Source organism: Pseudomonas sp. 5.2 (assembly GCF_059025405.1).
Window position 1 is genome coordinate 97,289 of record NZ_JBYBHH010000015.1, and the last position, 18,772, is coordinate 116,060.

Annotated in this window: 15 protein-coding genes; 8 read left to right on the plus strand and 7 right to left on the minus strand. The window is 65.2% G+C overall.

The window, feature by feature from the left end:
- Positions 1-58 precede the first annotated feature (58 nt).
- The 8 genes from AC5PZ0_RS21475 to AC5PZ0_RS21510 all read left to right on the plus strand — a co-directional run bounded on the left by AC5PZ0_RS21475 (position 59) and on the right by AC5PZ0_RS21510 (position 11,709).
- Positions 59-1,996, plus strand: coding sequence for a DUF294 nucleotidyltransferase-like domain-containing protein (locus AC5PZ0_RS21475; protein WP_493855704.1), 1,938 nt, complete (start codon positions 59-61; stop codon positions 1,994-1,996).
- Positions 1,993-2,703 carry a 3'-5' exonuclease gene (locus AC5PZ0_RS21480; protein WP_493855705.1) on the plus strand — a complete coding sequence of 237 codons (711 nt, stop codon included), beginning with the start codon at positions 1,993-1,995 and terminating at the stop codon, positions 2,701-2,703. Before AC5PZ0_RS21475 ends, AC5PZ0_RS21480 begins: the two co-directional genes overlap by 4 nt.
- Positions 2,704-3,100: 397 nt before the next feature.
- Positions 3,101-3,619 (plus strand): RNA polymerase sigma factor, encoded by a 519-nt coding sequence (locus tag AC5PZ0_RS21485; protein WP_099428143.1) that lies wholly within the window; start codon positions 3,101-3,103, stop codon positions 3,617-3,619.
- On the plus strand, positions 3,616-4,572 hold the full coding sequence (locus AC5PZ0_RS21490) for a FecR domain-containing protein (RefSeq protein ID WP_099428142.1): 957 nt from the start codon (positions 3,616-3,618) through the stop codon (positions 4,570-4,572). Before AC5PZ0_RS21485 ends, AC5PZ0_RS21490 begins: the two co-directional genes overlap by 4 nt.
- 251 nt (positions 4,573-4,823) lie before the next feature.
- A complete protein-coding gene (locus AC5PZ0_RS21495) occupies positions 4,824-7,256 on the plus strand; it encodes a TonB-dependent siderophore receptor (protein ID WP_274887176.1) in 2,433 nt (810 codons plus the stop codon).
- Between the two features lie 83 nt (positions 7,257-7,339).
- The gene (locus AC5PZ0_RS21500; RefSeq protein WP_493855706.1) at positions 7,340-8,452 is read left to right on the plus strand and encodes a PepSY-associated TM helix domain-containing protein; all 1,113 of its coding nucleotides are present in this window, start codon (positions 7,340-7,342) and stop codon (positions 8,450-8,452) included.
- Entirely contained in the window at positions 8,449-8,625 is a 177-nt protein-coding gene (locus tag AC5PZ0_RS21505) for a hypothetical protein (RefSeq protein WP_172960334.1), read from the plus strand. Before AC5PZ0_RS21500 ends, AC5PZ0_RS21505 begins: the two co-directional genes overlap by 4 nt.
- A gap of 69 nt (positions 8,626-8,694) precedes the next feature.
- A complete protein-coding gene (locus AC5PZ0_RS21510) occupies positions 8,695-11,709 on the plus strand; it encodes a dermonecrotic toxin domain-containing protein (protein ID WP_493855707.1) in 3,015 nt (1,004 codons plus the stop codon).
- Here the strand turns inward: AC5PZ0_RS21510 and AC5PZ0_RS21515 are convergent.
- From AC5PZ0_RS21515 to waaF, 7 genes are read right to left on the minus strand one after another with little or no spacing between them, the layout of a single operon-like run.
- Positions 11,670-13,112, minus strand: a complete 1,443-nt coding sequence (locus AC5PZ0_RS21515; RefSeq protein WP_027594332.1) for a lipopolysaccharide kinase InaA family protein — start codon at positions 13,110-13,112, stop codon at positions 11,670-11,672. The genes AC5PZ0_RS21510 and AC5PZ0_RS21515 overlap by 40 nt on opposite strands.
- The gene (locus AC5PZ0_RS21520) at positions 13,112-13,864 is read right to left on the minus strand and encodes a lipopolysaccharide kinase InaA family protein (RefSeq protein WP_085274048.1); all 753 of its coding nucleotides are present in this window, start codon (positions 13,862-13,864) and stop codon (positions 13,112-13,114) included. Before AC5PZ0_RS21520 ends, AC5PZ0_RS21515 begins: the two co-directional genes overlap by 1 nt.
- On the minus strand, positions 13,861-14,595 hold the full coding sequence (locus tag AC5PZ0_RS21525; RefSeq protein WP_027594330.1) for a lipopolysaccharide kinase InaA family protein: 735 nt from the start codon (positions 14,593-14,595) through the stop codon (positions 13,861-13,863). Before AC5PZ0_RS21525 ends, AC5PZ0_RS21520 begins: the two co-directional genes overlap by 4 nt.
- The gene (gene rfaP, locus AC5PZ0_RS21530; RefSeq protein ID WP_085274046.1) at positions 14,595-15,401 is read right to left on the minus strand and encodes a lipopolysaccharide core heptose(I) kinase RfaP; all 807 of its coding nucleotides are present in this window, start codon (positions 15,399-15,401) and stop codon (positions 14,595-14,597) included. The genes AC5PZ0_RS21525 and rfaP overlap by 1 nt, the downstream gene beginning before the upstream one ends.
- Positions 15,398-16,522, minus strand: coding sequence for a glycosyltransferase family 4 protein (locus AC5PZ0_RS21535; RefSeq protein ID WP_099428137.1), 1,125 nt, complete (start codon positions 16,520-16,522; stop codon positions 15,398-15,400). The genes rfaP and AC5PZ0_RS21535 overlap by 4 nt, the downstream gene beginning before the upstream one ends.
- Positions 16,522-17,580 carry a lipopolysaccharide heptosyltransferase I gene (gene waaC / locus AC5PZ0_RS21540; RefSeq protein ID WP_027594327.1) on the minus strand — a complete coding sequence of 353 codons (1,059 nt, stop codon included), beginning with the start codon at positions 17,578-17,580 and terminating at the stop codon, positions 16,522-16,524. The genes AC5PZ0_RS21535 and waaC overlap by 1 nt, the downstream gene beginning before the upstream one ends.
- Positions 17,581-18,630: a lipopolysaccharide heptosyltransferase II gene (gene waaF / locus AC5PZ0_RS21545; protein WP_099428136.1), complete on the minus strand. Its 1,050-nt coding sequence runs from the start codon at positions 18,628-18,630 to the stop codon at positions 17,581-17,583. It abuts the gene before it with no gap.
- Positions 18,631-18,772: the final 142 nt, after the last annotated feature.

Here is an 18,772-nt window from a genome sequence, read left to right on the forward strand (position 1 = left end):
CAAGGCCGGCACCTATATATAGATATATATAGTTCGGCGTAGCGATACGGTCAGCTTCATGAGTAAAAAGGACGCCTACAGCCAGGCGGGCAGGACGGCTGTGCTACAGAACATACAAGGCACGTTGCAGTTCCTGCAGCGCTTCCCCCCGTTCAACCAGATGGAGCACGGCCACCTGGCGTATCTGGTCGAGCAGTGCCAGCTGCGCTTCTATGCCAGCGGCGAAAGCATCGTCAAACCCGCCGATGGCCCGGTCGAGCACTTCTACATCGTCAAGCAGGGGCGCGTCGTCGGCGAGCGCCAGCACCTGGTCAAACCCGGGGTGGAAACCACCTTCGAGATCACCAGCGGCGAGTGCTTCCCCCTGGCGGCGCTGCTGGGCGAGCGTGCCACCCGCACCGAGCACCTGGCCGGTGAGGACACCTTCTGCCTGCAACTGAACAAGGCCGCGTTCATCCGCGTGTTCTCCTTGTCGGAAGCCTTTCGCGACTTCGCCCTGCGCGGGGTCAGCAGCCTGCTCGACCAGGTCAACCAGCAAGTGCGCCAACGCGCCGTGGAAACCCTCGGTACCCAGTACTCGTTGAATACCCCCCTGGGCGAACTGGCCATGCGTCACCCGGTGGTCTGCAGCCCCGACATGCCGCTGCGCGACGCCGTGCGGTTGATGCACGAGCAGCAGGTCGGCAGCATTGTCGTGGTCGACCCCGCACGCTACCCGATCGGCATCTTCACCCTGCGCGACCTGCGCCAGGTGGTGGCGGCCGCCGATGCCGACCTGGGTGCGCCGATCGAGCGGCACATGACCGCCAAGCCGTTCTACCTCAGCCCGCAGGCCAGCGCCTTCGACGCCGCCATGGCCATGACCGAGCGGCACATCGCCCATGTTTGCCTGGTGGACAACCAACGCCTGTGCGGGGTGGTCTCCGAACGTGACCTGTTCTCCCTGCAACGGGTCGACCTGGTGCACCTGGCGCGTACCATTCGTCATGCACCGCGCCTGGAAACCTTGGTTTCCCTGCGCGGTGAGATCAGCCAACTGGTCGAGCGCATGCTCGCCCACGGCGCCTCGTCGACGCAGATCACCCAGATCATCACGCTGTTGAACGACCACACCGTCTGCCGGGTCATCGAACTGGCCCTGGCCGAGCGCGGCGACCCAGGCGTGCCCTTCAGCTGGCTGTGTTTCGGCAGCGAAGGGCGGCGCGAGCAGACCCTGCACACCGACCAGGACAACGGCATCCTGTTCGACGCCCGCGACAGCGCCGAAGCCGACGCGGTCCGAGCCCGCCTGCTGCCACTGGCGCAGTACATCAACCAATGCCTGGCCCAGTGCGGTTTCACCCTGTGCAAAGGCAATGTCATGGCCGGCAACCCCGAGCTGTGCCTGTCACGCAGCGAATGGGCGCAGCGCTTTGCCGGCTTCGTCCGCGAGGCCAGCCCGGAAAACCTGCTGGCTTCGAGCATCTATTTCGACCTGCGCGTGGTCTGGGGTGACGAGCAAGGCTGTGAGCAACTGCGCCAAAGCCTGCTGGCGCAGGTGGCCGACAACCGCCTCTTCCAGCGCATGATGGCCGACAACGCCCTGCGCCAGCGCCCACCCGTGGGCCGCCTGCGTGAATTCGTGCTGACCCGCCAAGGCAATGACAAAGTCGCCACCCTCGACCTCAAGGTGCAGGGCCTGACGCCCTTCGTCGATGGCGCGCGGTTGCTGGCCCTGGCCAATGGCATCGGTGCCTGCAACACCCTCGAGCGCCTGCGCCAACTGGTGACGAAAGGCGTCATCGAGCCACTCGACGGCGCAGCGTATGAAGAGGCTTACCACTTCATCCAGCAAACCCGCATGCAGCAGCACCAGCGCCAGACCCGCGATAACCTGCCCTACTCCAACCGCGTCGACCCAGACAGCCTCAACCACCTGGACCGGCGCATCCTGCGGGAGTCGCTGCGCCAGGCGCAGCGCCTGCAAAGCAGCCTGGCCTTGCGGTACCAGCTATGAGCCTGTTCGCCTGGCTACGCCCCAGCCTGCCCGACCTGGACGACACCTCGCGCCAGCGCCTGGCGCAGTTGCCCAAGCCCGCGGCGCTGGGGGTGTGCACGTTGCGTGAACAGCGCTGGGTGGTGCTGGACCTGGAAACCAGCGGCCTCAACCCCAACCGAGACCAGGTGTTGTCGATTGGCGCGGTGGCCATTGAAGACGGCGCCATCGACTTTGCCCAGCAGTTTGAACGCACCCTGTACCGCCCCACCCAGAAGACCAACGCCAGCGTGTTGATCCACGGGCTGGGGCCCAGTGCCCTGGCGGCCGGCTGCGACCCGGTCGAGGCCTTGCTCGACCTGCTCGACTTCATTGGCGATAGCCCGGTATTGGCGTTCCATGCGCCCTTCGACCAGCGCATGCTCGCGCGCGCGCTGAAAGAAAGCCTGGGCTATCGCCTGCAGTTGCCGTTTCTCGATGTTGCCGAACTGGCGCCGATGCTCAACCCCGACACGGTGCTGCGCGAAGCCGGGCTGGATGACTGGGTTGCGCGTTTTGGCCTGCAGGTGGAAGAGCGCCACCATGCCAGTGCCGATGCCCAGGTGACTGCTGAGCTGGCCTTGATCCTGTTCAGCCAGGCCCGCCGCCAGCAGCTGGACAGCCCGTTGCAGCTGGAGCAGCGGTTGCGGGGGTGGCGTCGGCGTAAGGTGCATAGTCACGGTTTGTAGGGCTTGAGTGTTGTTGCGCCTGTTAGATCGAGCGCCGCCCGCGCGGCGCTTCGCAGCACAAGGCTGCTCCTACATCTGTTTCGGGCCAATTATTCCTGGGGCATTCGCGCGCGGCCCCTTACCGCCCACCTCAATATCGAGTCGGACCAACTAGGCGGTCGCGCGCAAATATCACAGGCCTCACTGGCCCGAAACAGATGTAGGAGCAGCCTTGTGCTGCGAAGCGCCGCGCGGGCGGCGCTCGATTCACAGGCGCCAAATCACCCAATCATTACACCCGGCGGCGCCCCCACCATAGTGGCAATCCGATAAGCGTCCATTGCGCCCCGCCCCCTGCCTCTGCAACAATCGCGAATAATTATCGTTAGTTAATGCATTCGTTCCGGGGGGACGCTGCTTGTCTTCTGCCCACAGCCCACACGCCGAGCTGGTCGGTGCGCTTTACCGCGACCATCGCAGCTGGCTGCTCGCCTGGCTGCAACGCAGCATGGCCTGCCGTCAGCGTGCCGAAGACCTGAGCCAGGACACCTTTGTGCGCCTGCTCGGCCGTGATCGGCTGGAAACGCCCCGCGAGCCGCGCGCCTTTCTGGCCGCCGTGGCCAAGGGGCTGATGTTCGACCATTTCCGCCGCACCGCGCTGGAGCAGGCCTACCTGGCCGAGCTCGCCCTGCTGCCCGAAGCCGAACACCCCTCCCCGGAAACCCAACACCTGATTCTCGAAGACCTCAAAGCCATCGACCGCCTGCTGGGCAAGCTGTCGAGCAAAGCGCGGGCGGCCTTCCTGTACAACCGCCTGGACGGCATGGGCCATGCCGAAATCGCCGAGCGCCTTGGCGTTTCGGTCTCGCGGGTACGCCAGTACATCGCCCAAGGCTTGCGCCAGTGCTATGTGGCCTTGTACGGGGAGCCGACGTGAACGGCTCACCGGTATCGTCCCGCGTCCTGGAAGCGGCCATCGCCTGGAAGCTGAGCCTGGATGAAGGCAGTGGCACGCCTGATGAGCGCAACGCGTTCATGCGCTGGCACGCCGCCAGCGAAGAGCATGCCCGCGCCTGGCGCCAGTTGGGCAGCCTCGACCAACGCGTGAGCGCCGCTGCCGGGCCTGCGCGCCAGGCACTGCTGCAATCGCGGGCCGGGCTGCGGCGGCGTATCGGCAAGGTTGGCAGCGGCTTGGCCGGGATGTTGCTGCTGGGTTCGCTGCTGGCCTGGGTCGGCGCCCCCTCACTGTCACCGAACTACTGGCTAGCCGACCAACGCACGGCCACCGGCGAGCTGCGCACCCTGCGCCTGGAAGACGGCACCCTGCTGAGCCTGAACACCCATACCGCGGTGGATATCGACTACCAAGGCGAGCAACGGGTGATCGTGCTGCACCAGGGCGAGATCTCGGTCGAGACTGGCCACCAAGACCCACGCCCGTTGCTGGTACGCACCGACGACGGTCGCCTGCGCCCGCTTGGCACACGCTTCCTGGTGCGCCGTGAGGCACAGGGCACACGCCTGGAAGTGCTGCAGGCCTCGGTCGCGGCCATGCCGCTGAACAGTGGCGACGAGCAGGTGTTGCGCGAAGGCCAGCAGGTACTCATGGATGCCAACGGGCTTGGCCAGGTCGGCACAGTCGCCGTCGGCGCCGATGCCTGGACCCGCGGCATGCTGGTGGTGGACAACGTGCGCCTGGCTGACTTGCTGGCCGCGCTTGGGCGTTACCGCAGCGGCCATCTCGGGGTGGCTGACGAAGTCGCCGACCTGCGTGTCACCGGCAGCTTCCCGCTGACCGACACCGACCTGGCCCTGGCGTCGCTGGTGCCAGCACTGCCGGTGCAGATCGAGCGGCATACGCCGTGGTGGGTGACCGTCAAGGCCAAATAGCGAGCTGTTGTTCTGGCGCGAATTCACTGTAGGAGCAGCCTTGTGCTGCGAAGAGGCCAGTGAAAGCAGCGAAGATTCACTGTGTTTTCGCCGGCCTCTTCGCAGCACAAGGCTGCTCCTACAGTGGATAGTGTTTGAACAGGCATTGCCGGTTCTTGAAGTTTTTCACTTTTTTTTCGACAGCCCCTGTCACTTTTGAAATCTCGCTCGGCAAGGAAGCAGTTAGCACTTATCCGTCTTGGAGCCGCTGCATGTCCCGTACTGTCGATCGTATCCTGCGCCCCAGCCTGATGGCCCTGGCCATTGGCCTGGCCGCGCCGTTGGCCAGCCCTGCCCTGTTCGCCGCCGAGCAATCCGCCCAGCGCGCCTACGACCTGCCTAGCGCGCCCTTGGCCAGCACCCTCAACCAGATCGCCAGCCAATCGGGCATCGCCCTGGCCATCGACCCGGCCCTGGTCAGCGGCCGCACCTCGGCCCCGGTCAACGGCCAGTACGACGGCATCGGCGCCTTGCAGGCCGCCCTGCGCGGCACCGGCTTGCAGCTGCAGCAGAGCAGCGTTGGCAGCTACAGCCTGGTGGCCGTCCCTGACGGCACCCTGGCACTGCCGGAAACCACCGTGAATGCCGACAGCGTCAGCGAAAGCGCCTGGGGCCCGGTAGAGGGCTACCTCGCCAAGCGCACCGCCGCCGGCACCAAGACCGATACCGCGCTGGTCGAAGTCCCCCGCTCCATCTCTGTTGCCACGCGCCAGCAAATGGCCGACCGCGGCGTGCACAGCCTGGATGATGCCGTGCGCTACATGCCCGGCATCGTGTCTGCCAGCTTCGGCAGCGACACACGCTATGACTGGATGCGCGTGCGTGGCTTCGAGCCGACCCAATTCCTCGATGGCCTGCCGCTGCCCCGTGGCGTCTACGCCAACCCGAAAGCCGAAACCTGGAACCTCGACCGCCTCGCACTGCTGCGCGGCCCGGCGTCCTCGATCTACGGGCAAACCCCACCGGGCGGCCTGCTGGACATGGTCAGCCGTCGCCCACAAGCTGAAAGCGCCCACGAAATCGAACTGCAGTACGGCAGCGACAACCACCGCCAGATCAACTTCGCCAGCACCGGCAAAATCGATGACCAAGGCCAGTTTCTGTACAGCGTCAGTGGCGTGATCCGCGATGGCGGCACCCAGATCGACCATATCGACGACAAGCGCTACAACATCGCCCCGAGCCTGACCTGGAACATCGACGACGACACCTCGCTGACCTTGCTGACCCAGTTCACCCGCGACGATACCGGCGCCACCAGCCAGTTTCGGCCGATCCAGGGCACCAAGATCGACATGCCGTTCGGCAAGATCTCCCACCACAAAAACCTGGGCGATCCGGACTACGAGTTCTACGACCGTACCTACTACGCGCTGGGCTATGCCTTCGAGCATCGCATCAACGATGTCTGGCAGTTCCGCCAGAACCTGCGCTACACCAAGTCGGACCTGGCGTTCCAGACCATCACCCCCGGCAGCTACTACGCGCCCGGTGGCCCGGTGCAAGACGATGGTACCGTCAGCCGCATGTCCACCAACGTCGACGAAGACATCAGCCAATTCGCCGTGGACAACAACTTCCAGGCTGACTTCGCCAGCGGGGACATTACCCACACCCTGCTGATCGGCCTGGACCACCAGCGCGTCAACACCAACTACCTGTCGATCTACGGCTTCAACGTACCGAACAGCAACGTCAACAACCCGGTTTACGGGCTGCCGATCACCCGCCCGGACCGCTCCACGGCGTTCTATGACTACAACCAGAAAACCCGTCAGACGGGCCTGTATGTTCAGGACCAGATGGCACTGAACAACTGGCGCCTGACCCTGGGTGGCCGGGAAGACTGGGTGCACACCGGCACCAAGTACCTCAACCAGGGCGATGCCACCAACACCCAACGTGACAAGCAATTCAGCGGCAACGCGGCGATCAGCTATGTGTTCGACTCGGGCTTTGTACCGTACCTGTCGTATGCGGAGTCGTTCCAGCCGGCCAGCAATGCCGCCGTGTCTGCCACGGAGTCGTTCAAACCGACCGAAGGCAAGCAATGGGAGCTGGGTATCAAATACCAACCGCCAGGTTCCAACACGTTGCTGTCAGCAGCCGTGTATGACCTGACCCAGAAAAACGTCTCGGTCACCAACACCATCGGCAACGTGAGCGTCACCAGCCAGACTGGCGAAGTGAAAGTGCGCGGCCTGGAGCTGGAAGCGGTATCCGACGTCAGCGAAAACCTCAAGCTGACCGCTGCCTACACCTTGGCCAAGTCCGAAGTGCAAAAGGGCGACTACAAAGGCAACCGCCTGCAACTGATGCCCAACCAGCAAGCCTCGCTGTGGGCCGACTACACCTGGCACAGCGGCGTGCTTGACGGTTTTGGCATCGGCGGTGGCGCGCGCTACACCGGCAATACCTATGGCGACCAGGCCAACACCTACCTGGGCAAGGCCAATGCCTACACCGTGTTCGATGCTTCGGTGCACTACGACCTCGGCCGCCTGAACAACAGCCTCAAAGGCGCGTCGGTGGCGGTCAACGCGACCAACGTGTTCAACAAGGACTACCTCTCCACCTGTGACAGTTACTACTGCTACTACGGAGATGAGCGCAGCGTCGTCGCCAGCGCCACCTACAAGTGGTGATGACCTGACGCCCCACGCGCGCCGACCAAGCCGTCCTTCAGGGGGCGGCTTTGGTCTTTCTGGACGTCGAGAAACAAAATGAAATGAAAAGCTCAACCATCCGCCGCTGGTCCTTCATCCACACTTGGAGCAGCCTGGTCTGCACCCTGTTCCTGCTGTTGCTGGCCCTCACCGGCCTGCCGCTGATCTTCCACCACGAACTGGAACACCTGCTCGGCGATGCCCCGGAACTGCGCGAGATGCCCGCAGGCACCCCGCACCTCGACCTGCAACAGCTGGTGCTCAAGGCCGAGCAACACCGCCCCGGGGAGGTGATGCAGTACTTCGGCTACGACGAGGACGAACGCAACGGCGTGGTGGCAATCACAGCCGCGACCGCCGGCACCGAACCCAATTCGTCGCACACCTTCATGCTCGACGCCCGCACCGGCGAAGCCGTCGCCATGCCGGCTGCGAACGGCGGGTTCATGATGGTCATGCTGCGCCTGCACGTGGACCTGTTCGCCGGCCTGCCTGGCAAGTTGCTGCTGGCGTTCATGGGCGTGCTGTTCGTCGTGGCGATCGTCTCTGGCACCGTGCTCTACGCGCCGTTCATGCGCCGCCTGGATTTCGCCACGGTGCGCCACGACAAGTCCCGCCGCTTGCGTTGGCTCGACCTGCACAACCTGATCGGCGTGGTGACCCTGGCCTGGGCGCTGACGGTTGGCGTCACCGGTGTGATCAGTGCACTGTCCGACCTGGTCATCGCCGCCTGGCGCAACGACAGCCTGGCCGCCATGGTCGCCCCCTACCGTGATGCCCCGCCGCTCACCGAACGCGCTCCGGCCAGCCGCCTGTTGGCCATCGCTGAGCACGCGGCGCCCGGCATGCGCCCGGATTTCATCGCCTTCCCCGGCACGCGCTTTTCCAGCGAGCACCACTACGCCGTGTTCATGAAAGGCGCCACGCACCTGACCTCGCACCTGCTCACCCCGGTGCTGATCGATGCGCAGACCCTGCAGGTGACCGCCGTCGGCGAGCGGCCCTGGTACATGGACGCCATGGGCCTGTCGCAGCCGCTGCACTTCGGTGACTACGGCGGGCGCCCCATGCAGATCCTCTGGGCGGTGCTCGACGTGCTGACCCTCATCGTGCTCGGCAGCGGCCTGTACCTGTGGTGGGGCAAGCAGCGCAAACCACGGGAGTGCAAGGCATGAGCCACGCGTCGCGATCGACCACTAAGATTTTCGCCTGGCCGGCACTCATCGCCCTGCTCGGTGCCTTGGGCCTGTTCGCTGCGCTGCTGGGCGACGGCGCGTGGGATGGCTTGTCCTGGGTGGGCCTGGGCCTGCCGGCGTACTTGGCACTGCGCGGTTTCTGGCGGCGTTGAGGTAATGGGTTAACGCAGCCGCCCGGCCAACGCGGTGCAGCATGGTCCCCTTTCACCAGGAGATAGGCCATGACACCGCTGCTGCGCCTCCAGTCGCTGGACAGCCAACTCGACTCACTACTGCCCCCCTTGCCGGGTGTGGAACACAGCCTCGACCAAGCCCTGAGCACCCTGTTCCCCAACCCAGCGATCACCGCCCGGACCTTGTACTTCGGGCGCTTCCGCCTGCTGGACCTGGTCGGCTTCCACCTGTTCGACGGCGGCGCCTTCAAGCCACCGGCCGGTGCGCAAGCCCGACACGACGACCGCCCGCTCAACCTACCAAGCGACTTCAACGCCCACATCGAACGCTGCTGCGCGACGCTTCGCCAAAGCTTGCATGCGCACCTGGCCAGCTATTGGCTGGCGCGTGACGAAAATGGACTGAGCCGGCAAGCACGCCTGGCCACCCTGCGCCGCGATCAACTGTTCACCGAGATGCGCTTGCGCAGCCACGACCACACCTTGTCTGTGGAGCACGCCCGGTTGCTGACCACTTGCCTTGAATACCCACAGCCCTGGCAACGCCAGCACCTGCCCGCCGCCAGCCGCCCGCAGCTGTACCGCCCGTTGCTGTCGGGCTCGGCGCCCAACTGGCGCAGCCACTTGCCAGGCGTGCTGATCCTCACCGAGAACGGCCCGGTGGGCCGCTTGCTCGACGCACAGGAACCGGTCGGGCGGGTGCTGTTGTGCAGCATCGTGCATGGCATCGAAGCGTTCGACAGCCTGGCCGCCTTGCACGTGGAATTATGCGAGCGCCTCGAAGACCCGGTGCAGAGCGAACCGCTGACCCGACTGCTAGTGGTGAGCGCAGACCGCCAACGTGCCCACCGGGCCGAACGCCTGCGCTACGACTGGTTCAGCGAGGACCTCGCCGAGGCGCAGGCCCTGGCCATTCGCGAGGCCCATGGCAAGCGCCTGACCGCCGCGTGGCAAGCCGCCTGGGCCCAGGGCCTGCAACGCAATATCGAACACCTCGACGCCCAACTGAGCAACGCACTGGACCTGCACCGCGAGCTCGGCAGCCAAGGTCCGGTAGCCACCCGCTATGGCCTGTTGCTGGAAAAGCACATGCCCGACTGGTTGCGCTCGACCCCGCAGCAAGGCGTTGCCCACATCATGCAAGCCATGCAAGAGCAGGTGGCGGCCATCACGGTCGCAGCCGCGCCAGGCATCCTCACGTTGGAGCAGTTCAACCAACGGCACACCCTGCTGGCCTGGGTGCGTCAGCGGCTGCGCGAGTTTCTGCAGCAAGACCCGGGCATCGACACCGCACCAGAGCAGATCTCGATTAGCGTAACCCTGGCGCGCCAGGTCGGCCCCGTCAGCAACCCGCTCGACACCAGCGCCTACATCCCCGTGGCCAGCCGCCCGCATGCCGGCGGGACGATTGAACTGGTCAACCACAGCTATCGGCTCGATGAACTGGCACTGCTTAATATTGCCTGGTTCGACGTCGATTACTGGCTGACCGCCCGCGTGCACCTTGACGCCGATCAGCCGCTGCCGGCCCTGACGCCACTGCGGGTCAAGCAAATCGTACGGCGCCTGAATGCCGGCAGCGGCTACCAGGCCTATCTGCGCACCCAACTGCTCGACTCGCCCCATGGCCGCTGGCGGCAGCAGGCCTACGGGCAACTGAGCCGCACGCGCATGTACGCAGAAGCGGTCAAGGCGCGTTACGCTGGGCATTTCCAGCCGAGCATGATCGAGCAGGGTTATGGTTGGGCCGACTGCGTTATTCACTCACCTGACAGCCATACCCGCCCGCACCGCAATGAACAACAGGTGATCGCCCGACAGATGCTGATACAGGGGCAAACCCTGCAAGGTGTCGTGCTACTGGTCTCGCCGGAGCACTCTTATCGCATCGTGGTCTACAGCCCCGACGCGCCAGACCGCCGCCCCTGGCGTGAATACGACAACGCTCGAGCATTGATTCGCGCCGTGCGCAGCGATGCGCAGTTGCGCCGCTATGTGTTGCAGCGCCTGCCGTTAGGCAATGGCAAAGCCCTGGAAGCACTACTGGTGCGTGGGCGCCTGGGCTCGCATATCAGTTTGCAGACCATCACCGGCAACCTGTACGACGCCCTCTACCGCGCCGAGGTCAGTACCCTGATGGCCCAGGCCGATGCCGTGACGCGCAGCAACGAGGAGCTGCTGGGAGAGTTCTCGGTCAATGTGCTCAGGCTGGTGCTGGATATCCTCACCCTGGTGTTGCCGCAGGCGGGCTCGACCGCATTGGCATTCGGGCGCATGGGCATTTCCATCTGGGACGGTTTCGAAGCGCTCGACAGGGACGACCACAGTGGCGCGCTCCATCACGCAGTCGCCGCACTCGGCCACGCCGCGGCGGGGCTCAACGACATGGCAGGCTCTGGGCTGATGCGCCGGGTGATGCGCGGCCTGCCCAAACCGCCACCGGTGCCGCTGCCCAAGCATTACGAAGCAACCCCTGACGTGGCCAGGCTGCGCTACCGCATCGATGCACTGCACGGCGAGGCCGTGTACGAACAGCAGTCGGCGAGCCCCGGCCTGTCGCAGTACTACGTGAGGGATAACCTGGGCCGCTACTTCAATGTCAGCTTCGACGGCACACGCTGGCGCGCCACCGACCCGAACCAGCCGAACACCTACCTGAAGCTGCCGATCAAGCGCTGCCTGGATGGCAGTTGGGTGGTCGACTCCCCAGTGCTCTGGTACGACGGGTTGCCGAATATCCAGCAACTGTTGGACGACTGCCGCCTGACCACCTCGTTACACGGCACCGCGACCGAAGACGATGCCCAGCTGTTTCAGGACAACACCACGCTGTACCTGCAACTGGGCAGCCACCAGTTACCTGTGCGCCGCCATCTGCTCGCCGCTCACTACCACCTGGTATTGCCTGAGACGCTGCGCGGCACGGTGCCCGCGTGGGCAGTGCTGCGCTGGCAGGATGCGCAATGGCGCATCCGCGTGCGCCAGACCGGCCGCAGCAGCAACTGGCTGGCGCTGCCGGCAGCTTACTCGGACAACCGCGGCAGCAACCGGTCCAGCCGCTGATGCAAGGCACTGTCACGTGGCCAGTTGCGCAGCAGCCTTGCCCGGTCACGGGCATAGGCTGGGGCGAAGCTGAGCTGGGTGGCATGCTGGCACATGGCATCGAGGTCGATCAGCGACCACTGGCCGTTATCCCAGAACAGGTTGTGGCCCTTGAAGTCGCCATGGCTGATGCGCTCGCGGATCAGTTGCTGCATGACCTTCACCAGCGCATCGACCTGCTCTTCAGGTGCCTCGCCGTTTTCCACATAGGGCGCGAAGCACGCGGTCAGGTCCGGGCCATCGACATAGTCGGTGACCAGGTAGGCACGGCTGCGCAGGCCCATGACACGCTCCTCTAGCACTGCCAGAGGGCGTGGCGTGGCGATGTCGAGAAATTCCAGGCGGTGGCCTTCGATCCACGAGTGCCAGGCCCGGCTCGGGCGCCAGAAGCGCTTGAACCAGTGCGCAGTGTTCTTGATGTTGTAGCGTTTGAGCACCAGTTGGCGGCCATCGACCTCGATGCGGGCCACACTGGCGGCGCCACCGGTCTTGTACAAGTGGCCCTTGTCGATCAACTCATCAGCGTGTTCCAGCACCGGCAGCATGGCCTGCACCTCAGCGCGGCGAATCGCCCGCAGGCCCGAAAGGCTACGCTCGACGCTGAACAGCGAGCACTCGCGGCCGGCCTTTTCCAGGTAGTCCTTCTGGCGCCAGTTGCGCACCTTGTCCACCTGCTTCTGCAGCGCTTCGAGTGGCAGCGCGTGCTCGGCATTGGCCAACAGGTAATGCACCAGCAGCTCTTCGATGAACGGCTCCAGGCGCTTGGGCAATTGGGCGAAGAACACCCCGAGGTTTTCCAGCACACGCGGGCGCGACAACTGCTGGCCCGGGGTCTCGGCCTTGATGCCCGCGCCGTCGATCAGGTACAGCTTGCCGCCATGGCGCAGCAGGTTGTCCAGGTGCAGGTCTTCCTGCCACAAGCCCTTGGCGTGCATCTGCGCCACCGCCGTCAGCGCCTCACCCAACACCGCGTGTTGCTCGTCTGCCAGTACCGGCAGGTGCTCCACGGCGGCCCAGGCATCGGCCAGGCTTTCGGCGCCATCCAGAAACGCGAACAGCAGCCAGCCGCCCTCGCCTTCCTTCAAACCATCGGCCAGCAGTTTGGGCGTGGTCAGGCCCTGCTCGGCCAGCCACTTGACGCCTTGCAGCTCGCGCTGGAAGTGCCGGGCAGCATTGCTGCCCACCAGCAGCTTGGCCAACACCGGCGTGCCACGCCAAACACCAGCACCCACATAGCGCTGGCCGGGCAGCACGCGCAGCAGGCTCAGCAGTTGCAGCTCGGCGCTGCCGGCGGCATCGGCCAGGCTCACGTTAAGGGGCAATGCCGGGGCGCGCCCGGCCTCTTTCAGTTCAGACAAACGCATCAGCGGGCCTCTTTTTCACGACGGCGTTGCGTCAGGCGTTGCAGCCAGGTGCCGACCAGCGTGCTGTCCGCCGGCTGCACCAGGTAGGCTGCCAGCAGGTGACGCACATCCGCCTCGCTCCAGGCCCGGGCACGGCGCAACAGGGGCTCCAGGTCCTTGAGCCGGTCACGCATGCCGAACAGCAGGGGCCGGGTTTTTTCCAGGTCGATCAGTTGGGCATCCCAGCCTTCGCGGCGTTGGCGCAGGAAGATGTGCTTGGGGTAGAAGCAGCCGTGCACCTGGCCAGCACTGTGCAGCGTGCGCGCCAACTGGCCGCAGGCCTCGAGGATGCCGTTGCGTTCGGCATCGCCCAACTGCGGCCACTGAGCCAGCAGGCTGTCCAGGTCGGCCCACTCGTCCAGGGCACGGGTCATGAGGATCGCCCGGTGCTCGCCGGCCTGCTTGCGCTCGCCATAGAACACCGCTTGCAAGGCCGGAATGTGCAGCTTCTGGTAGCGGCTGATGTTGCGGAATTCGCGGGCGAAGGTTGGCTCGCCGAATGGCCGGTGCAAGGTACGGGTGAGGTAGTCGCTCTGGCGCTTGAGGTAGTAGCCCTTGCCTTCGAGTTCCAGGCGGAACACGCTGCTCCAGCCCCCACGCCCGGTGTTGGGCTCGTCCACGGCATCGAGCTGCAGCGCCCACAGCGCGTCGAAATCGTTCAAGCCGTGGCGTTTGAGCAGCGCGAGGTCCGCGCTGGCCAGGTAATCGGTCATTCCCTTCCCTCGAAAAAGCTCAGCACTTGGCGAATCCGCTGCTTGTCGCGGGCGTTGAGCCTGTCGCGACCACGGTATTGCAGGTAGAAACGCAGGCGCTGGGTCGCCGACAGGTGGTATTTGGCGACCTTGTCCAGGCACGCCAGGTCTTTGATCATCCGGTGCCGCCACATGAAGCCGCGCCAGAAGTCGCCGGTCGGGCAGTCGATGAAGAACAGCGTGCCCTGGTCGTCGACCAGCAGGTTGCGCCACTTCAAGTCGTTGTGGGCAAAACGGTGCTCGTGCATGACCCGGGTGTGGCGCGCCAACTGGCGGCTGACGTGGTCGACCCAGGCGGGGTCTGCCAGGCGCGGGTCTTTGCGTTCGGCCAAGGCCGACAGGTCTTCGGTGCGCGGCAGCTCGCGGGTGATCATCGCCCCGCGGCCAAACGCCAGGCCCTTGCGCTCCAGGCCCCAGGCGACCACTTCGGCGGTGGGAATGCCCCACTTGGCGAACTGCTTGAGGTTTTGCCATTCGGCCTTGATGCGCGGCCGGCCGAGGTAGCGGCGCATGTGCTTGCCCGCCCCGGTGTAACGCTTGACGTAGTAATTGACGCCCTCGCGCTCGATGCGCACCACTTCGCTGAGCGGGTCGCGGGTCAGGCGTTCGCCCTGCAGGGCGAAGACTGCGTCAAGGCTGCCGAAATCCGCCGCCAGGTGTTCGTAGCCTGGCGCCAGTGTCCAACCCGCCATCAGAGTGCATCCCCATAGCGTTGTTTGCGGTCATAGAGTTTCTGCGCCTTGCGTTCGAGCCAGGCGAGCAGCGCGGCCTCGTCGGCAAGCACTTGGCGCAGCGGGCGCTGGAAGTAGCCACGCAAAAAGCGCAGCTTGTCGCGCCGGGTCAGGCCGATGTCCAGCGCCGAGAAGTACAGCGCGGCCAGGTCTTTGTCACGCCAGCGGCGGCTGATTGTCGCCCGGGTCTGGGCACGGTGCAGGTCGATGACCGACAGTTTGAAGTCTTCTGGCGTCACCGGGCGATCGGTGTGCAGCAGGAAGTGGCAGATGTAGCAGTCGCGGTGGTTGACCCCGGCGCGGTGCATGCCGCCAGTCATCTTCGCCACTTCGGCGATCAGCGCACGCTTGAGGCGTGGCGCGGGCGGCTGCTTGACCCAGTCGATACTGAAGTCTTCCAGGCTGATGGTCGGCGCCAGTTCTTCGGTCACGATGAACGAATGCTGAGTGGCCGGGTTGCTGCCGCGCTCGCCATAGGCGACGGCGGTCATGGTCGGCACGCCGACCTCGTGCAGGCGCTGGATGGCTCGCCATTCCTGGCCGGCACCGAGCACCGGCAGCTTGGCGCTGAACAAGTTCTTGAAGATCTCACCCCAGCCGATGCCGCGGTGGATCTTGACGAAAAACCCCTCGCCCTCGACGACGGTGCGCAGCGTGCGGCGCCCTTCCAGCTCGCGGTACACCTCGCCTTGCAGCGCTTCCACGGCCTCGAAGGCATCACGCCCGGCCCACAAGCGCTTGAAGGGTTCGGCCAGTATCAGCTTCATGCGGTCTCCTGCCCCAGGATCACATCAGCAGCATGCTGCGGCATGCTGTACAGGTCGGCCGTATCGGCAAAGGCCAGGCCGTTGCGCGACCAGTCGGCACGGGCCTGCGGGTCTTCGAGCATGCGTTGCAGGTAGCCGTTGAGCTGTTCCTGTTCGAACGGCTCGTCCAGCACCAGGCCGCTGTCGGCTTCGGCGATGTAATGGGCATAGCCACACACCTTGGAGACCAGCACCGGCAGGCCTGCCACCAGCGCTTCGAGCAGCACGGTGCCGGTGTTTTCGTTGTAGGCCGGGTGGATCAGCAGGTCAGCGCCCAGCAGGAAGCGCGGGATATCGCTACGCCCCTTGAGGAACTGCACCTGGTCGCCCAGGCCGAGGGTGGCGCTCTGCAACTGGAAGACCTTGGGGTCGTCCTGGCCGATGACCATCAACCGGGTGCGCTTGCGCAAGGCCGACGGCAGCGCGGCCAAGGCCTTGAGGCTGCGGTCGACGCCCTTGGTCTTGAAGCCCGAACCGATCTGCACCAGCAGCAGGTCATCGTCGCCCAGGTTGAATTCCTGGCGGAACTCGGCGCGGATCTCGGCGGCGTTGGCCGGTGCCCGACGGTCCTGGGAAATGCCCGGCGGCAGCAGGTGGAAGCGTTCAGCCGGGGTGCCGTAGTGTTTGACGAACAGCGGCTGCTGCACCTCCGAGATCATCAGCACCTCGGTTTTCGAGTCTTTGGCGAACACCGCCCGCTCGTACTCGGCAAAGTGCCGGTAGCGGCCCCAGCGCTTGTAGAGGCCACCACGCAGGGTCTGGGCCTTGTCCTCGAAGCAGCCGTCGGCGGCGTAGTACACGTCCAGCCCCGGCATCTTGTTGAAGCCAATCAGGCGGTCGACCGGGCGCTTGGCCAGGTCGGCTTCCATCCAGGCGCTGAGCTTCTCGTTGCGGCGGTGGTTGAACAGCGCCTTGACCGGCGCCACCAGCACTTCGAAGCCAGGCGGAATGTCACCTTCCCAGATCAGCGTGTACACACGGATCTGGTGGCCCCGCTTCTGGCATTCCAGGGCAATGCGCATGAAATCGCGCTGCAGCCCGCCGAAGGGGAAATATTTGTAAAGCACGAAAGCCAGTTGCATCAACGAACATCCTCAGCCAGCAGCAGCGCGCTCAAGCGGCTCGCCACATGCTCGGGATTCAGGCGAGTGAAGCACAGCGGCCACTCGCGTTTGAGATCGAACCGGCGCAGGTCATCGGCGCTCGGCTTGTAGGTGCACTTTTTCTGCAGGCACGGCGCACAGGGGAAATCGCTGGCCTGGTGAACCTGGGCGCGGCCATAGGCGCCGGTCAGGCCCGGGTTGGTCGGGCCGAACAGTGAAATGGTCGGCACATCCAGCGCCGCAGCCAAATGGCCCAGGCCGGTGTCCACCGCCACGCAGGCCTTGGCCGCCGCCAGCACGCGGGCGACGCCGACAAGGTTCAACTTGGGCAGTACCTGGCAGTTATTCAAGCCCTGGGCGATACGTTCGGCGCGTGCCTTCTCGGCCGGGTTGCCCCACGGCAGGCGCACTTGCAGCTTGCGCCGGCCCATGCGCTCGGCCAGCTCGCGCCAGTAAGCCTCGGGCCAATGCTTGGTGGCCCAGGTGGTGCCGTGCAGGAACACCACGTAGGGCGCGGCGGGCGGCAATTGCAGGCGATCGAGGTCCAGGCCGTAGTTGCCGATGCCTTCCGGCAAGTCGTAGGCCAGGGCCAGGGCGAACAGCTGGCGCACACGCTCGACCGCGTGCTGGCCCGTGGCGACCGACAGGCGCCGGTCATAAAAACGGCTGGCCAGGCCTTCGCGCGCCGAGTAGCGGTCCAACCCGGCCACCGGTGCCTTGACGTAGCGGGTCAGCCAGGCCGACTTGACCAGGCCCTGGGCATCGATCACCAGGTCGTACTTGCGCGCGCGAACGCGCTGCTTGAACGCTTTCCACTCGCCGCTCTTGAGGGTCTGCCAGATGTTCTTGCGCCAGCGACGGATCGCCACCGGGATCACCTGGTCGACCGCCGGGTGCCAGCTGGGGATCTCGGCAAAGCCTTCTTCCACCACCCAGTCGAAACGAATGCCCGGTATCGCGTGGGCGGCATCGGTGATCGCCGGCAGGGTGTGGATCACATCCCCCAGCGACGATGTCTTGATGATCAGTACCCGCACTTAGTCGACCTCGGCCACGGTATCGATCAGGTTCGGACCGCCCAGGCTGTGCAAGGCGGCGATGACTTGCTGCGGGTCGAGCAGGCGCAGGCAGTTGTAGTGGCCGAAGCGGCAGGTGCGGTCGAAGCACGGGCTGCATTCGATGCCGGTGCGCACCACTTCCACCTGTTCGGCCAGCGGCGGCGTGAAGCCCGGCGAGGTCGAACCATACACGGCGACCAGCGGGCGATTCAGCGCGGCCGCCACGTGCATCAGCCCGGAGTCGTTGGACACCACGGAATCGGCGCAGGACATCAGGTCGATGGCCTCGGCCAGCGAGGTTTCGCCGGCCAAGTTGTAGGATTCTTCACGCAAGCCCGGGATCAGCCGGTCGCGGATCTGCTCGCCGACGGGGTGATCGCTTTTCGAACCGAACAACCACACCTGCCAGCCCTGGCGGATCATCGCCTCGGCCACGGCGGCGTAGTGCTCGGCCGGCCAGCGTTTGGCCTCGCCAAACTCGGCACCGGGGCACAGCGCCAACACCGGGCGGTCGAGTGCCAGGCCGAACTTGGCCAGGGCGGCGTCGCGGCTCTGCGGTTCGATCTGCAGGCTGGGGCGTGGGTAAGGCTGTGGCAGCTCGACGCCCGGCGCGTAGGCCAGGGCCATGAAGCGCTCGATCATCAACGGGTAGCGTGCCTTGTCCAGCTTGCGCACGTCGTTGAGCAGGCCGAAGCGCATCTCGCCGCGCCAGCCGGTGCGTTTGGGAATACCGGCAAAGAACGGCACCAACGCCGATTTCATCGAGTTGGGCAGCAGAATTGCCTGGTCGTACTGGCCGGCCAGGGACTTGCCGATGCGACGTCGGGTGGCCAGTTCCAGCACACCGTGGCCGAGCGGGAAGCTCAACGCTTGGCGCACCTCGGGCATGCGTTCGAGGATCGGCCGGCTCCATTCGGGCGCCAGCACGTCGATCACGCAGTCGGGGTGCTGCTGTTTCAGGCACTGGAACAAGGTCTGCGCCATTACCATGTCGCCGACCCAGCTGGGGCCAATGATCAGTATTCTCATGCTTAGTCCAGAAACGCTCGGGGAGGCTACAGGCTGCGGTACAGCCTGGCCTCCCCTCTTTATATTCAGGCTATGTGGCGGACAGTGTAACACCGGTGGTGGGGCATGGACCTTTGGGGCTGCTTTGCAGCCCTTCGCGGCA

Excerpts from the sequence above, each read along its gene's own strand:
- AC5PZ0_RS21475 (WP_493855704.1), top strand. The coding sequence starts at position 59 with ATGAGTAAAAAGGACGCCTACAGCCAGGCGGGCAGGACGGCTGTGCTA.
- AC5PZ0_RS21480 (WP_493855705.1), top strand. The coding sequence starts at position 1,993 with ATGAGCCTGTTCGCCTGGCTACGCCCCAGCCTGCCCGACCTGGACGAC.
- AC5PZ0_RS21495 (WP_274887176.1), top strand. The coding sequence starts at position 4,824 with ATGTCCCGTACTGTCGATCGTATCCTGCGCCCCAGCCTGATGGCCCTG.
- AC5PZ0_RS21500 (WP_493855706.1), top strand. The coding sequence starts at position 7,340 with ATGAAAAGCTCAACCATCCGCCGCTGGTCCTTCATCCACACTTGGAGC.
- AC5PZ0_RS21505 (WP_172960334.1), top strand. The coding sequence starts at position 8,449 with ATGAGCCACGCGTCGCGATCGACCACTAAGATTTTCGCCTGGCCGGCA.
- AC5PZ0_RS21510 (WP_493855707.1), top strand. The coding sequence starts at position 8,695 with ATGACACCGCTGCTGCGCCTCCAGTCGCTGGACAGCCAACTCGACTCA.
- AC5PZ0_RS21515 (WP_027594332.1), bottom strand. The coding sequence starts at position 13,112 with ATGCGTTTGTCTGAACTGAAAGAGGCCGGGCGCGCCCCGGCATTGCCC.
- AC5PZ0_RS21520 (WP_085274048.1), bottom strand. The coding sequence starts at position 13,864 with ATGACCGATTACCTGGCCAGCGCGGACCTCGCGCTGCTCAAACGCCAC.
- AC5PZ0_RS21525 (WP_027594330.1), bottom strand. The coding sequence starts at position 14,595 with ATGGCGGGTTGGACACTGGCGCCAGGCTACGAACACCTGGCGGCGGAT.
- rfaP (WP_085274046.1), bottom strand. The coding sequence starts at position 15,401 with ATGAAGCTGATACTGGCCGAACCCTTCAAGCGCTTGTGGGCCGGGCGT.
- AC5PZ0_RS21535 (WP_099428137.1), bottom strand. The coding sequence starts at position 16,522 with ATGCAACTGGCTTTCGTGCTTTACAAATATTTCCCCTTCGGCGGGCTG.
- waaF (WP_099428136.1), bottom strand. The coding sequence starts at position 18,630 with ATGAGAATACTGATCATTGGCCCCAGCTGGGTCGGCGACATGGTAATG.